Raw genomic sequence first — 17,438 nt, 5'->3', positions numbered from 1 at the left:
GGGGGACGGCTACCGCGACCTGGCGCCCGCGGAGTTCGCCGACCTGCTGGTGAAGACCATCGAGCAGGCCCGCGCCGGCGCCCGGAGCATCGCCCTGGCCGGCCTGCGGGACCTGATGCTGGAGCTGCCGTCCCCCATCGGCCGGATGGGCGAGGTCGACTCCTCCGAGGAGCTCGTCGAGGAACTGCTCGGCATGTTCACCAGGAACATGCCGGACAGCGGCGCCGCACCGGTCGCGGACCGGAACGGGCACTGGTCGTGAGCGGAGAGCAGATCCAGTTCAACGGCGACGAGCTCGCCGAGAAGGTGCCGATGCTCGCCGATTTCCGCGAAGCCTTCCTCGCCTTCGGCGAGGAGCTGGCCGAGGGAATCGCGCAGCACAACTTCGCCAGGGACGCGCACGACGAGGTGTCCAAGCTGTCCTACGCCATGTTCAAGCAGCTGATGAAGTACTTCGGCAAGATCTACGACGCGCTCGGTGAGGCGGTCGGCGTGCAGGGCGACCGCCTCGAGGCCGTGCGCACCATCGGCGAGGCGACCGAGACGGACGCCACCCACTCCGCCGGAGGCTGGTCCGGCGGCGGCGCACGCGGCTGACCTGCAGGAACGGGCTGCGAGACGATGTCGAAGTCGTGGGATGACGCGATCTACGCGTTCACCGGCATGCGGGTCACTCCCGCGGAGACCATCGTCGAGGTCCAACGTCTCGCGAACGTCCTGAGAAACTCGAAAGGCAAGGTCGACCAGCTCAGCCTGGATCTCATCGCCATCGTCCGTGCCGTGAAGGCGACGGTCGACAGCAAGGCCGGGCGGCGCTTCGTCGGGCAGACCGCGCAGTTCGTCGTCGACGAGCCGAAGCTGCTGCCGAAGGGCGGAATGCTGCTGCTGGCGGCGGCGGACATGCTCGACGCCCAGGCACTGCGGATGGATCTGACCCGCAAGCAGGGCGAAGTGATGTTCTACTTCATGCAGATCCAGCTCGCGATCGCCGCGATCGAGGCGGCGTTCGGCGGGGGCCGGCAGCGGCCGAACGCATCGCCACCACTCGCACGATCATCCAGATGGTCCTTTCGCGGGAGTTCGCCCTCACCACAACCAAGATCACCGGCATGCAGATGCTGTTCATGCCGGGCTCGTCGATCATCGCCCAGATCTGGCAGATCCTCGAGGGCAAGCGCGGCGACCTCGACGGCGGCGAGGTCTGGCACATGATCAAGTATGGCCTCGCGGCGGCAGCCAGCTCCGTCGTCGCCGTGCCAGGGCTCCACAACGCCATGAACAAGTGGAACCAGGTCCTGGTCAACCAGGGTGTCCGCGGCGGCGCCGGCAACCCCATCGCCGACATGTTCGCCTCCACGCTGGCGTCGATCCTGCTGGAGGGCGGCAGCGGCTACGTCGCGTCCGGCGTCGTCGACGATGACTGGAGCGGCAAGACCATCGTCGACGACATCATCTCCGGCACGACCGAGGGATCGACGGAGAGCGCCGCCCGCGGCATCGGCCGCGGCGCCCGGAACAGCATCGTCGGGCCCGGCGGGGGCGCCGACCTCGACGACATCGGCCTGGATGTCTCCTCACTGGACGGAATCGACGGCCACAGCGACGAAGGGGACGACAACTCCGACGGCGGCGGTCCCGGCAGCAGGTCCTCCCAGGGCAACACCTCGCCGAACAGCACCGGCTCCGCGGCCGGGGATCCGCCCCCGGGCGGGGGTGGGCCCTCCGGGAACGCGCTCGCGACCGGAAACCCGTCAACGACGACGCACCTGTCGCCGCCGGACATCACGGGCCGCGGCGGCGCGCCAGACCTCACCCCCACCCCGCCGATCGACACGGTCTCCCTCGCCAGCCTCCACCTCGATCTCGACGACAGTGCCTCAGAAAAGTCGGACAACTGGTCGGTGTACAGCGGTGCTTCGGAGGACTCCGTCCAGACCACGCTGACCATCCCGGACGACGACGACCCGCCGGTGCCGATCGTCGCGGGAGCGGCACCGGTCCCGCTGGCCACGCCCGCACCTCTTCCCGGCGGGCTCGGGGGAGCAAAGCCCGGCGCGGGCGGTTCTCTCGCTGCCGGGCCTCCCGGTGCCCCACCCGGCGAGGGCAACCCTGCCCCCGTCCTGAACGCCGAGCCGGGCGCGGCGCCGCCGAACCAGCCCCATCAGCCCGCGGAGAGTTCCCGCAGCGGCTCCGCCCCCTCGGAAACCCCCACCGGCGCACGACCCGAGAACGCCGTGCCTGGTCCTGATCCGCTGCCGGATCCCGAACCGAACCCAGTTCCGGGACCAACTCCGGTTCCCGGACCGAACCCGGCTCCCGGACCAACGCCGCCCCCTGCGCAACCGGCAGGCGCAGGCCCAGCACCGCCGGCCGGAGGCCCAGCGCCGCTGTCTCCTCCGGCGGGCGGACCACCACCCCCGGTACCCAGCGGACCGCCCAACCCCGGGCCCAGCCCGATGGAGGCCACAGCGCCCGGCGGCGGGCATCCGCCTGGCGCGATGCCCGGTCCGGCCGCGATGCCCGGTCCGGCGCCGCAACCGTCCCCCTCGTCATCTGCCGGTCTCCTCCCGGACACCCCCACACCGGCGGACCCCATCCCGTCCCCATCGAGTCCGGCACCCGCACCGGCGGTACCGGCGCCCAACCCGCCCGCACCATCAGCGACGCCGCCGCTCGTCTCGGATCTGGACGGACCTCCGCTTCCGCCCACGGAAGCTCTCGCGCCGGCTCCAGTACCACCGCTCAGCCCGTCGGCGCCCCCGCCGACCCCCACACCCCGGCCGGAGCCAGTGCCCCCGGTGCCGGTACCCCCTGCCCCTGTGCCACTGCCAGGTCCCGTGCCGCCCGTCGGACCAACCCCGCCGATCCCACCACCATCCCTGAACGCACCGCCCTCACCGACAGCAACACCTACGGCATCACTTGGCAGCTGGGCAGCCGGCGATGGCGCAAAGCTCCAGCTGATGGATCCGCCGCGGCCCGGCCCGCCGCTCGTGGAAAGCAGCACACCGGTGCCGCTCACCGCCGCTCGTCCCCCCGGCACCGTGACACCGCCGAAGCTGAAGCCGGGGCCGGACTCCATCACTCCGGTTTCCGAAGCTGAGCCGGCACCGACTCCGCCCGCGCCTCCCCAGCAGCCCCGCACCCCCGACCAGACCGCGCTCCTCAACCGCATACGCCCACGCCTCAGCACCCTGCCGACCGGCCGGAACATCACCGACCAGGAAATCCTCACCGCCTTCGACACCCTGCGCACCCAGCCACAACACCGCCGAACCCCCACCCGCGACCTCGACACCCGCGTCATCACCACCCTGATCGGCGCACCATCCCCCGGCCTCGGCGGCGGCGCACCCGGCGACCACACCACCTCCGCGGAACAGACCGACACGCCACCGTGGGACCAGATCCAGCTCACCCTTGACGTCGACCAGGGCACGCTTGCCCTCACCAGCGCCGGCCTCACCGCCGACCAGCGCGGCCGGCTCACCACCTTCGCGAAGCAGATCGCGACCGAGGCCATTCACCGGGCCAAAGCCGGACAACCACCGCTCATCCTCCATCTCGAAGGAGGCGCGAACGGCCTGCCTTTCCTCCGGGACCGCGCCATCAGCGGCGGCGCCCGCCGGGCTACCTCCACCGCGGGCATCCTCGCTCGCCTCATCGCTGACCAGCTCGCCGAAGCAGGCCTTCCCTCCGCCCTCGTCACCATCCGCACCACCAGCCGCGGTACCGGACCCAGTAGCTCCCCCAGACACCCAGGCCACACCGGCCGCAGCGATGCCGACCGCCGCCAGGTCCTCGGCTGGCTGACCCAGCCCATGACCGCCGCGGCCTACACTCCGCCCGCCCTCAACCCCATCACCGCGGGCACCCTCACCCGCGACTACGGCGCCGCCGTCCGCCCGAGAAACATCCGGCGGAACGAGCGCGACGACTGGTGGGCGCAACGCCTCAACCCGCTGTGGACTCCCCTCAGCCAGTTCTCCAGGAAACAGTTCGAGGCGAGCCCACCCGGAGCACGCTGGCAGTACTCCGTCACCCGGGACGGCACTATCTATCTGGGCAGCGACAGCATCACCGACATCGTCCCGCCGGACGAACTCGCGGAGCTCTACTCCTGGGTGGCGAGCCGAAACCCCGGCCTGACGTTCGAGCGGTTCATCGACAAGATCTCGAGACATGGCCACCCCACCATCGTCGTCGGGTTCACCCCCGACGGCCGCATCGTCGAGGAAGAGGCGCGCGTAAGCGGCGACGCCTGGCGCAACGCCGACAGCACCGGAACCATCGACGACTTCTCCGGCCGATTCATGCATGAGGAGGTACGGGGCGAGCCCAGCTTCGCCGAAGTCCAAAGATGGCTGAGCAACGTCGCGACCCAGATGTCCAGCCATTTCGGCGTGCCGTTCGACATCTCCATCGACGGGGAGGCCCTTCCCCCGCTCCAGGCCGCGGCCCCGCCGCCGACTTTCGACGAGACCAGCTTTCTCGACCTGGTGCACCTCGACTCCACCGTGCGCCAGGAGTTCACCGACCAGCAGATCATCGCCATGTATCGCGACCTGCGCGCTCGACGGCCGTATCTCAGGCCCCGGGCCCCGGCCCCGGCCGTCACCCTGCACGGCGGGAAAGCTCCCCGGATCCCCGACGGCGCCCGCCCGTCCTGGACGCAGATCCGGCTCACCCTCGAGGTCGACTACGGTCTCCTCGCCTTCGGCGGCACTGACCTCACCCCGGTACAGCGAGATCAGCTCATCACCTTCGCTCATCAGGTCGCCGCCGAAGCCATTCACCGCCACACCAGCGGACTTCCGCGCCTCGCCCTCCATCTCGAAGGCGGCGCCAACAGCCTGTCCCTCTTCCCCGACCGTGCCACCAGCGGCGGTACCCAGCGGGCCGGCTCCGCCGCGCGCCTGCTCACCCTCCTCATCACCGACCGTCTCGTCAGCGCAGGCGTATCTCCCGACCTCGTCACCATCCACACCACCAGCCGCGGTGCGGGACCCACCACCTCGCCCAGACACCCCGGCCACACCAGCCACGACCCGGTCGGCCGACGCCAGGTCCTCGGCTGGCTCACCGAGATCACCACTGATGCGCTTGCGGCGCCCGCAGCCCCCACGGCCGCTCCGCCCACCCCGCTCGACGGAGCTGACCGGCCGGATCCTCCCGCGCGGTCACTGCCGGGCCCGACTTCGACGACCGTCTCCAGCAACCCGTCCACGATCAATGGCGTCACCGCCTACGGTCAGCCCTACGAGCGCATCCGCACAGCCGACGATGGCAACAGCTTCGTCGAGGCGCTGCTCATCAGCATCAGGAGCCAGCTCGCGAATCCCGTGTTCCAGCGGGTGAAAGGCCGGGACATCAGAGTCTCCCTGATCAATCTGATCACGAGAACGCGACCCGGGGGCCCGTCGATATCCGACCGGCTGGACGACCCACATACCAGCATCCACCAAGGCGTCATCCGAGACCTTGTGCTCGGCCTCGACGACTCCGGGCTGAGGTCCGTCCTGCGTCTTCCGCCGAGGGAGGGCCAGGCGAGCGACGGCCAGCCCGATCTGGAGACCCTGCAGGAGCGCGCCTTCGCGGAACTCCTACGCGACCCCTTCGGCACCGCCTGGAACCAGCTACTCGAGATCACCCCGGCGCTGGACCCGCTGGGCGATCAACGCGACAGTGTAAAGGACCTTCGGCTGAGTGGACTGGTGGCGGCCACGGTCCTGCTACCGGATCTGTGGCGAACACCGTTCGTCAACCCGATTCCCGCGCTCGCGGCACTGATACTCAACGTCGACCTCGCCGTCATCACACCGAAAGCCGACGGAGACCTGCGGGCCGACCGCTTCCCTGGGCTGACCTCACCGGCACCGAACGGAACACTTGTCATCCTCCATGACGGAAAGGGCCACTACGACGGGTTCGAACCCGCGGAGTCGGACGACGCGCGGCGCGACCGGATTCGCGCCTGGATCGACGAGACCAACAGAAACAGCGCATCCCGGCCCACCCCACCAGAGCCAGAACACATCGACGGCACAGCCGAAACCGAGCCGATCGAACCCGGCAACCCGGCCGACGCCCGCCCCTCCCAGGAGCAGACCCCGCTCTCGCGGATTCGGCTCGTCCTCAACCTCGACGAGAACACCCGCGCCTTCACCAGCACCGGTCTCACCCCTGACCAGAGCGCCCAGTTCACCACCTTCGCCGACCTCGTCGCCGCCGAAGTCATCCACCGGGCCACCACCGGACAATCGCCCCTCACCCTCACCCTCGAAGGCGGCGAACCCACCGGCCCCGGCGAACCCGACGGCCAACGCATCATCGACGCCTACCTCGCCGGCGAGCAGCGCGCCGAAGCCAGCGCCGGCGTCCTCACGCCCCTCATCACCGCCCGCCTGAAGCAAGCGGGCCTTCCCACCACCCTCATCACGATCAGGACCGCTTCCCGCGGCCCGAACCCCACCGATGCAGCGGGCCACACCCACGACGCGCAGTCGGACTCCCCCACCCCGGCAGAGCAACGCCAGGTCCTCGGCTGGCTCACCGAAACCGAGACAACCACCGGAGCCAGCACCGAGAACACAGCCGAGATCGCTGTGCCGTCCCAGGCCGCACCACCGACCGTGGAACGCGGCGGCGACGGTGACAACACCGTGAACGGCACCCGCGACCAGCCGTACCAGATCCCTGCGGACAGCGGGTCCTTCTTCGACGCCCTGATCACCAGCGCGCAGCGCCGGGATCCGAACGCCCCACTCGGCTTCCCGCACGCCCCGAACACTCCGCTGCGCAGCATGACCACGGACGAGGCTCGGGCCGCCGTAGCCGCGTGGCTGCAGGCGCCGGACGGCCTCGGGCCGCGGATCTCGGCGGCGCTGGACGACCCGCAGAGCCCCATGCACCAGACCATCCTGAGGTCGCTGGTCCTGGGCCTCGACACCCAGCGCCTCGTCACCGTCCTCCAACTCCCCGCGGACAGCCCGGTCGGTCCCGACATCGCACTGCGGGCCGATCTTCTGGTCCAGCTCACCAGCGACCCGTTCGGCGACGCCTGGGATCGGCTCCTCCGGACCATCCCGGCGCTTGATCCCCTGGGTGACAATCGCGACAGCACACGGGAACTTCGGATGAGGGGACTCGTGGCTGCCGCGATCCGCCGGCCGGAACTGGCTCGGTCCCCGTTCTTCCAGCCGGTCCCCAGCATCGCCGCGCAGGCGCTCGCGGCCCAGCTCGAGCTGACCACCGCGACCCCCGACGGCGGCCTGACCACCACGACCCTCAATCGGTCGGACCCTCCGCGACCGGATCGAGTGGTACGCCTGTTCCAAGGCGGGCCCAACTACTACGAGGCGCTCGGCGACGACGTCGCGGAATCGGACGACACAGCCCAGCAGGACCGGATCCGCACGTGGCTCACAGGAGTATCCGCCCCCGAGCTCGCCCCGTCGGGCGTGGAGGGGCTCCCCGACGGCCCGGAAGGCCACGACGCGCTCGTCCCCGAGTCCGCGCTCATCCACCCGGAGACCGACGACAACCCCACCCCACCCAGGCCCACCATCACACCACCACTGGACGACCCCGACGCGATCACCCAGCTGGCCGCGGACGAGCCGTCACCGGAAGAACCGTTCGACCCGTTCACCCTGACAGACCTGGAAAACGACATACTCCAAACGACACGCATCAGAATCGACCGCACCAACACCCGGCTCACCATCACCGACCAGAAGATCGTCGACACCTACCGAAAACTGATCCAAAGCCCGCAGTTCCAGACGAGAACCACCCCCGAATACGCCGCCCTCGTCGAGGAGAACCTTCTCTACGGCGACACCGGGCATCTCCACGGCGACGGCCCCGGCGACCCCACCAGCAACTCCGACGGCGGCCCCGTCAGGAACTCCGGCAACCGACCACCCCTGAACCGCATCCAGCTCACCCTCGATCTCGGCGAAGGCACCCGCACCTTCACCGCCACCAACCTCACCCTCGACCTGCAGGACCAGCTCACCGCCTTCGCCGACCACGTCGCCGACGAAGCCATCCATCGCGCGCAGACCATGCGGGCACCACACATCACCGTCCACCTCGAAGGCGGCGGCAACGGCAGACCCCTCCAGCCCGGCCGCGCCACCACCAGCGGCCACGAACGCGCGGAAGCCACCGCCCGATTCCTCGAACGCCTCATCCACGCCCGCCTCGCGGACGCCGGAATACCCACCGGCATCGTCGCCGTCCGCACCACCAGCCGCGGTGCCGGCCCCACCACCTCACCCACGCACCCCGGCCACACCACCGACAACCCGGCCGAACGGCGCCAGGTCCTCGGCTGGATCACCGAGAACGCAGCCGAACCGGCGCCGCCGACCGTGGAGCGGGACGGGAACGACCACGTGATCGTGGACGGCCAGAGATTCCGGGTGCAGCAGGCCCCGGGCTTCATCAGCGCTCTGGGCCTGAGCACGGGCAGCCAGCACCCGATCTCCCCATACGGTCGGATGAACGGAAAGAACCTTCGAGACGCCATAAGCTGGTGGCTCACCGGTGGGACTCACGGGATCGCGGCGTCCCGCACGCTGGACGATCCGAAAAGCAGCATCCACCAGGACATCGTCCACAAGCTGGTGGACGACCTCGACCCGGCGACCCTGAGGAACATCCTCGGGTACACGCAGGAAATGCGCGCCGATCCCGAGGACCTGCGGGATATAGCCGTCACCGAACTAACCGAGAATCCGGCCGGCAGCCCGTGGTCTCGTCTCCTTAAAAGATCAACCCAGCTGCAGCCACTCAGCCACGTGATTACTATTTTCAGGCACAGGATGAGCGACCTGGTCGAGCTGGCGATCCGTATGCCGGAAATGGGGAACACTCCGCTCTTCGAGCCGGTACCCGCATTCGCGGGCCCGGCGCTCGATTTCGAGATCGTCCTCGTCGGACCGGCGCCCGCAGGTGGCCTGACCGCCACCACCGTCAACTGGCCGAGCGGAAGGCTTCCACACAACAGGATCTTCGTCTACCGCGACGGCGGCAACGGCTATCACGCTCTCCTCCACGCACCCGCGAACCTGAACACGGAAGACCCACCGGCCGGGCCGGCGACTCCCACGACCGCTCCCGCGCCCGTTCCCACGACCGCTCCCGCGCCCGTTCCCACTCCCGCGCCCGTGTCCGTGCCCGTGCCCGTGCCCGTGCCCGAAACAGCTGGCCCCAGCGCCCCCCGACCGGCCGTGCGCGGCCTGGAGCACCCGGACCATCCCGGCGTCCAGATCGATCCGACCACGCGCACGATCTTCACCGCCGACACCGCACACCTCGCCGCCGCCCTCACGCCCACCCCCCACCTGACCACCGTCTTCCTGCCTCGCACCTCCGACGGCCGCATCGCCCTACCCGCCCCCGTCGATCAGGACGGCGCCACGGCGAACGGCGACGACCACAGCCAGACCGACGAGGACCTGCAGGCTCTCACCGCGAGAAGCCTGCACGGCCTACTCAGGGCAGCCGGTTGGCGAGGCGGCCCCGTCCAGTTCTGGGTCGCCCCGCAATCGCGCTACGCGGACTCCTTCGACTCGTCATCCCTGTACACGGTCTCCTCGTACGCGGCATCGTCCAACGCGGACTCCGAAACCTCCTCCCAGGCGTCATCCCTGGCAGGGCCCAACCCGTTGCCGGCTCCCGCGGGCGGCCCCGGTGCGGCACCGGCTGACGGTGGACCGGCCGGGCTGGAGGCACTGGACCACCAGCTGGACTCGTTCGCCCAGGTACTGCGCGCGGAAATCTGGGCGCCTCTCCCCGATGCCCACCCGCGGGTGGACGGCGGCGCGCTACGCACCGACAGCGGGCGTCACAACTGGCTTCTCAACGCCCCGCGACCCCAGCCCATCGGCGGCAGGCCACTGGTCACCCCACCCACCTGGATGGCTCCGAACACTCTCGGAAGTCTGGCGCCCTCGATCGGCGGCCCGGTGGTCTGGCCCGGCGGCATGGCCATGATGACCCTGAACACCTACCTGTCGGCCCTGCCCGACCTGCGGCAGATGGCGCGGCACCCCACCCCCGGCCTCCTCGACGTCATTCTGGTCAACGGACCGGGCGGCGCCCGGACACTCACCCCCGATGGGACGTCGAGGCCGCTGACGGAGCGAGGCATCCAGGCGGTGATCCGCAGTGCCGCGCGGGACGGCCTCGACGTGCGGTTCTGGGTTGACGGGGACATCGGAGACGCTCGGCCCCTGCTACAACGGGTGGCCGACACGGCCACCGTCGAGGTCCTGCTCCCCGTGGCCGGTGGCCTGCCATCCTTCCCGAACGCAACGGCTGCCCCGCCGGCCACGAGCGGACGACCGCGCCTCGTCACCACCGACGGAACCCCGGGCACCTGGCAGGCCCTGGGCCGCCCCGGGAAGCACGGCGCCAGCAGATGGATCTTCGTCAACGGCGAGGTACACCGACGCACCGACATCGCGGCCGTCCCCCTGCCCGGCGGCCTGATCATGCTGCCTCCCGGCGGGGTCGGCCCGATACCGCCTCCCGCGGACAGCCCCACCCGCTCGGACATCTTCGAGATCCACCACAGCGAGCTTCAGATGACCCGCCACGGCATCGTGCTCGTCGTCGGCCGCTACGACGGGACGGCCGACCGCGTTCCCGCCGCCGACGTCCCCGCCTTCCTCAGCGAACACGGCTGGAGCGGCCAGCCGCTTGCCGTCGTCAGCCCGAACACGGATCACGAGGCGCGGGAGTTCTGGGCCCAGGTCGGCGAGGCCGCCGGGGTACACGTGTACGGGGTATCCCCTTCCGCCAGGCTGGAAGACGGCACCCTCAACGGCGCCGCGTACCTGGCCGGCACCGAGATGAACCGGTTCCCGACCTGGTGGGTGCTGCACAGACCGGACGGTTCCTCGGGACCAATGGTCACAGACGCTCTCGGACGGCTCTGGCCGGCGAACACCTCCGTGTGGTTTCGGATGGCCTCCTTCGGCCTGGCCTCACCCACCCGGGCACTGCCCGGCCAGCGCCCTCTGCAGGACCCAGACCTTCCCTACCCGCGCTCGGTCTTCGTGCTGGACCTCCCGGTGCTGCCCACGGGCCGGCTGGGAGTGATGGTCGGCGATGACCCGACAGAGAACGCGCCACCTGACAGCCTTCGAAACCTGGCGTTCCGCGACACCACGATGCGACCGCTCATCCCGGAGCTGGGGCCTGACCTCGCCACCGAGGTGCGCACCACACCGGCGCCCGGCGGCGGCACCTCAGGGAACACCGCAGTGTCGATCGACGCGGTCATGCTGTGGTCACAGCCCCCGGACCCCGAGACCGCCCCGGCAGATGCCGCCGCGTTCGGCGAGGACGCACAGGCACTCGCGAACCTGCTCAACATCCCCGTGATCCACATTCTCCCCGGCACCGATCCGTATTCCTATCTGCTCGCCCCGGGAACCGACAGGTGGCGGCCCGATGCCAGGACGCCGGGACCGACGCCGCATCTCGGAATCGTCATGCCACACGGTTGGCCCCCCTTCCCGGCCCACGTCCCGATCTGGCCGGACGACCGCCTGGTCGACGCGATCAGACGCACCGACCCGGCACCCGAACACCCCACGCCGACCACTCCCCCACCGTCCGGCCCCACACCGTCCGGCCCCACAGCCGAACCCGCCGAGATCGAACCAGCCCCGCCGTCGACATCCGCGAACCCGCAACAGCTATCGGTCCCCGACGAAACCGAGCCCCCCACCGGAACCGAAAGCGGCCTCGTCTCCCAGGTACGCGGCGGTCTCGGGAACCACCCCGCGAACTCGCAGCTCACCGACCAGCGGATCCTCACCACCTACCGCGACCTGCGTGACCAGCCGCAGTACCGCGGAATGCACCCCGACCAGCTCGTCCAACCCGTCATCGCCAGCCTGCTGGACGCGCCGTTCCCCGGCCTCACCGGCCACGGCCCCGGCGACCCCGCCGACGGGCTTCACCCCGCTGAGCAGACGCCGCCCGGCCAGGGCTCACCGGACGGCTCCCGCCCGCGAACCGCCCCGCCGCCGCGGCCCGCGCCACCAGCCGTGACGTGGGCCGGAGCCGACCAGGTCATCGTGGACGGCCGCAGCCATCGCCTCGACCGCACGAGCCCGGACGGCGACTTCGTCGCGGCGCTGGTCACCAGCGCGAGCAGCCAGCTTCCGAACAACCCGTTGCGCCAGGCGACGGCGGAGAGCCTTCCGTCGGACCTGTCGGACTGGCTCACGTCGAGCGATCTCGGGAATGCGGCGCGAACCAGGCTGAACGACCCGGAAAGCGGCGAGTACCAGGACCTCGTCGACGTACTCCTGACCGGCCTCGACAACGCGGGCCTGACGGACGTCCTCGGCGAGCTGTACGAGGACATCTCCGTGGCCTCCCCGCGAGACACCGTCAAGATCGAGCTCACCCATATGCCGTTCAGTGAGGTGTGGGAGAACCTGCTCCAGCTGTCCCCCGTGCTGGCCCCCCTTCGGGCGCGCGGCGACCTCCGCGCCTCGCAGATGAGCGATCTGGTCGCGATGTCGATCCGTACCCCGAGCATGTGGCGCACACCGCTCGTCGCCCTGGTGCCCGAACTCACCGCGCAGGCTTTCCACATTGATCTCACCCTGATCAGAGCAGCGGGCGACGGCGTGGAACCGGTCACCTATCGCGGATCGGGCTCACCCGGGCACCACCCGAATCTGTACCTGTTCCACAACGGCGTCGACCGCTACGAAGCACTCGTCCACAGACCTGCCGAGAGGGTGGGGACCGGCCGCTTCCTCATCGACGGCGCCAGATACCAGGCACACGCAGCTGCTCCGGGGGCCAGCTCTCTCATCAGCGCGCTGAGCACCGCAATCCAGCAGGAGCCGCTGTTGCGGGATGCCGGTGCGACGTCGGAGGCGGACATCCGGGCCCGCATCGCCGACTGGCTCGCGGGCAGTGACATGGAATCGGTACGGGACGAATTCGACGACCCTCGGAACCCGTCGTACCAGAGCATCGTCAACGGGCTGGTGGCGGAGCTTGCGGACGCGGACCTGAGAACCGTTCTCGGGCCTGCGCAGGGCACTCGGGACGGCCTGAAGAATCTCCGACGTCAGACCATCAGGGTGCTCACCAACGAACCGCTCGGCGACGCGTGGAACCGGCTGCTCCAGGTATCCCCGTCGCTGGCCCCCCTGGGCGACCGCAGCAGCTTTGTAGATCTGCGTATGAGCGACCTCGTCGCGATGTCGATCCGCACCCCGTGGATGGAAAACACACCGTTCTTCGGCCCGGTGACCACGCTGGCGGCAAGGGCGCTCGACATCGATCTCGTCGTCGTCGAACCGGTTCGCGACGACCTGGAAACCACCACCTTCTCCGGACGCGGCCCGACCCAGCCACGCCGAACGCTGCACCTTCACCACAGCGGACAAAAGGGCTACCAGCCGCTGGTCCCCAGCCCGCTACCGGACGCGGTGCCCACGAGCCATCCTGGCGTGCACGCCCGCCCCGGCCAACGCACGATCTTCACAGCGGACACCGCCGAGGTCGCGGCGAGGATCACGCCCATCCCCCGGGTGACGACCGTGTTCCTGCCGCGGATGGCGGACGGCCGCCTCGCCCTGCCAACCACGGCCGGCGCAGCTGGCGCGGCCGACGCCGCTCTCACCGAGGGCACGCTGCGCGAACTGCTCACCGCGGCCGGCTGGCGCCGCGGCCCGGTGCAGTTCTGGGTCGCCCCGGAGCCGGCTGGCGCGGACCCGACCAGGCTGGCGGCGTTGGAGAGCCAGCTGGCCTCGTTCTCCGCCGCACTGCGCACCGAGATCTGGGCACCCCACCCCGGCACCCGGCCACGGGTGACGAGGGGCGCGATCCACACCGACGGAAGCGACACCAGCTGGCTTTTCCATCAGCCCGAGCCCGGGCCCCGCGGCGGCGCCGGCCTGGTCACCCCACCGGCCTGGCTGACGCCCGCATCGAGCGGCCGGCTGCTGCGCAGCGACGCGGTCGTCACACTCCCCGCCGGGCTGGCCATGCTCCAACCCGGCGGACGCGGACAGCTCCCGCTCCTCGCGGACGTCCCCACCCGCACGGACCGCTTCGAGATCCGTGGCGCCATCATCGGAGTGGAAACCACCGGAACGACGCTCGTCGTCGGCCGCGTCGACGGGACGTCCCACCACCTCCGTGCCGCCGACGTCCCGGCCTATCTCGCCCGACACGGCTGGACCCCCGAACAGCCACTGGTCGTCGCCAGCGAAAACCTCACCACCCAGGGGAGGGACTTCTGGGAGCAGGTTGGCAGGGCCGCGGGCGTGCACGTCTTCGTACCGCCCGCCACCGTCGGCATCGGGGCGGAAACCGTCGCCGGAGATTCCTATCTGGTGCCCAGCCAGGCGGAACCGAAGCCGCGCTGGGAGGTGCTGTACAGCCCGGCGGACCGACCACCACCGCTGACCACGGACCCCCTCGGACGCCTGTGGCCACCGGACGACCCCCTGTGGCTCAGGATGACCACCTCCGGCCTCGCCTCGACCACCTCGCGCTACGAGCACACACCCCCGGCCAGGGACCTCCCCTACCCGGCCGACGTCCTGGTCCTGGACCTCCCGGTGCTTCCCGACGGTCACCTCGGCCTCTCCTACCCCGACGGCACGGTCCGCCGGCTGGACCTGCCGGCACGCCCCGACTACGCGGTCCCCCCGGTCGTCGGGTCACGCACGTCCCAGCTGCTCGACCGGATCCGCGAGATACCGGGAAGGCACGCGGCGGTTGTGCTGTGGTCGCAGCCACCACCCGCCACCGGCCAGAACCCCGGCGATACCGCCACCATCAACTTCAACAATGAAGTCAGGGGACTCGCGAACCAGCTCGGAATACCGGTCATCCGCATCGCCGCCGGGGCCGACCCGTTCTCCGCCAACCGCGTGCCGGGTTCCCCGCTGCCGACGAGCAGCAGGCCCGATCAGCGGCCGCAGGCGCCCGAGATCCAGGTGGTCACCCCACGCGGCCAGCAGGATCTACCGACCTACTTCCAGATCGGGCCGACCGGCCAGCTGCATAAATTCGACCAGTTCGAGATCCACGACCCGGTACACGCCTACACAAACGGTTCCTACATGTTCGGCAGGCCCGCGAAAACCGGAGGCGTGAACACCGAGGTGGGCTACTGGGACGCCAAGCTCAACGGGCTGGACGACTCCCTCCCCGTCATCGCCGTGCACACCGACATCGAGGGGCGACCTTCCTGGTCCTACCACACGCACCTCGAGATCACAGCTCAGGAAATCAGTAACGTACTCCGCTCCAGACCGCGGATACCCGGGGCGAAACCGATCCCCCTGGCTCCCTATCGGCTGATCACCACGAACCCGGCAGCGCAACCCACCACCCACCTGGAAGCTCTCGCCAAGGAGATCTCCGCACAGCTCGGTGGCCTGCCGATCTATGTAGGCAGGAAGGCAAGCAGCCTGCCCGGGATGAACGACCTCCGGGCCGAAGCCTGGATACCCGTCGTAGTGCCGATCACGGCGGACACCGATGCGCACCCGCTGGCCGAGCTGCACGACGTCGAGCTCGACGCCCTGCTGGACTCGCCCGAGCCATCCCCCACCACCACGCGGATCGACCACGTACGCGACGGTGCGAACGCCCAGCTCGTACCCTTCGGCCAGTCCTTCGAGCAGTCGGTCGACTTCGACTACTCGGAGTGGAACCTGCTCAATCCACCGATCTCCCAGGTGCTCATGGTCGTGCACTCCGACGAGCAGGGCCCCTACGCCGTCGACCTGGCCCGCCCGCTCCTCGACGACCGCGACGTGCCGCACCAACCCGCGCGGGTAGCCGGGGTCCTCCAGGTCATCGTCCGGGGCGGGCTCGAATCCGTGACCGTTCGCCTGGACCACTTCCCGGACCCGGTCCGGATTCCACCGACGGCCCTGGCGACCATCATCCGGCGCTTCCTGCCACCCTCCTCCGGCTCCGCCGCCCCGCCGGCCATCGCCCTGGTCGCACCACAATCCATCTCGAAGAAGCGCCTGAACCAGAACACCTTCCCGATCATGCTGAGCGTGGACCTCAACCTGCCCGTCCTCATCCAGCAGACCGACCATGCTCCCACGAAGTGGTTCAAGATACCGCCAGAACGATATCCAGAGCCGAAATCCGTGCTCGGCTGGCAGTTCACCGACGACACAAATCGCCAGAACGTCATCAACCTGGCCGGCCCCAACGGCCCGAGCACGCTCGAGCACGCTCCCGACCACATCATCGCGGCCATCCAGGCCGGTGTCCGGGTGGTCGTCGTGGGAAGTTCCCCCGACGGCCGGATGACCGTCCACATCAACAAATCTCACAGCGCCATCCACACCTACCCGCTCGCGCACCTCATCACGGTCGTCAACAACCGCATCAACGACTCCGGTGAGCCGTCACGGAAGATAACCCCCAGGACCGACGTCACGACGGTCGAGGACGCCTCACAGCACATGACATTCTGGGTCCTGAGCCCGGAGGAAAGCTATTCGGGAAGTATCCCCGACGCGGGTTACAACGAGCGGATCACCCGGTTCGAGAGGGATGTCCGCGAACAGATCGGGCTCATCGAACTCACCGCACAGCCTGCCTCGCCGGAGGTCACCTACCCCGGAGCGGGCAGCGTCATCACCCTCAACGACGGAAGCGAGGCGAGAACAGTCCACCTCGGCGACACCGCCGCCAACCAGGTCGACGAACTCCTCGCCGCTCTCATCGCCAGCGCCGCCACCCAGCACCCCGACACCCACTTCCCCCAGATCCTCGACAACCTCACCACCGCCCCCACCCACCACCTCACCGGCCTGCGCAACCACCTCGCGGACCTCCACCACAGCCACCTCGCCACCCCCACCAGCCAGAGCAGCCAGACCGGAACCGACGCCCCCACCGACCTCACGACCGCGACGAACGGCCTCCGAACTCCGCCAACCAGCGCCACCCCAACCAGCAGCGACCTTCCACACCTGCTCGCCGACCTCCTCGGCCTCCGCATCACCATCCACACCCCTACCGGCGTCCGCACCATCACCGGCAGCCGCGACCACCACCCCACCCGACACAACACGGCAGCCCCAGCAAACCCGGTCAGCCCAGCCACCTCCCTGCCCACCGTCGCCATCTTCGAAGACCCCACCCCCGGCCCGGCAGCACCCGCTATTACGCCCTCCAGCGCACCGGCACCAACGCCCCCCTCCCCGCCCTCCATGACAGCACCCCACCCAGCTACGACAAAACGCTCGAGAACGCCGCACTCAACAACAGCCTCCGCCACCTCCAGAACCACCTCCACCACCGATTCCCCGACGCCGTCCCCGCACCCCACATCCCCACCCGGCCACAGGCCCAGAACACCGCACCCAGCACCACCACGTCACCACCAGAGGATCCCGACGTAATCA

General features: G+C 69.8%; 2 protein-coding genes and 1 pseudogene. All 3 read left to right on the top strand.

Annotation, left to right across the window (positions count from 1 at the left end; all coding sequences use genetic code 11):
• A pseudogene (locus FREUN1FDRAFT_RS10860) lies at window positions 1-262 on the top strand (YbaB/EbfC family DNA-binding protein); the annotation flags it as partial.
• Entirely contained in the window at window positions 259-597 is a 339-nt protein-coding gene (locus FREUN1FDRAFT_RS10855) for a hypothetical protein (RefSeq protein WP_006540074.1), read from the top strand. The pseudogene FREUN1FDRAFT_RS10860 and the gene FREUN1FDRAFT_RS10855, both read left to right, overlap by 4 nt.
• Window positions 598-1,061: 464 nt before the next feature.
• Window positions 1,062-17,435 carry a hypothetical protein gene (locus FREUN1FDRAFT_RS10845; RefSeq protein WP_006540072.1) on the top strand — a complete coding sequence of 5,458 codons (16,374 nt, stop codon included), beginning with the start codon at window positions 1,062-1,064 and terminating at the stop codon, window positions 17,433-17,435.
• Window positions 17,436-17,438: the final 3 nt, after the last annotated feature.

Origin of the sequence: Parafrankia sp. EUN1f (assembly GCF_000177675.1) — a bacterium.
In the GTDB taxonomy this organism is placed as follows: Bacteria; Actinomycetota; Actinomycetes; order Frankiales; family Frankiaceae; genus Parafrankia.
This window is presented reverse-complemented; position numbering and strand designations above follow the sequence as displayed.

What these genes read in the sequence shown, in the direction of transcription:
- FREUN1FDRAFT_RS10845 (WP_006540072.1), top strand. Translation starts at nt 1,062, where the DNA reads ATGGTCCTTTCGCGGGAGTTCGCCCTCACCACAACCAAGATCACCGGC.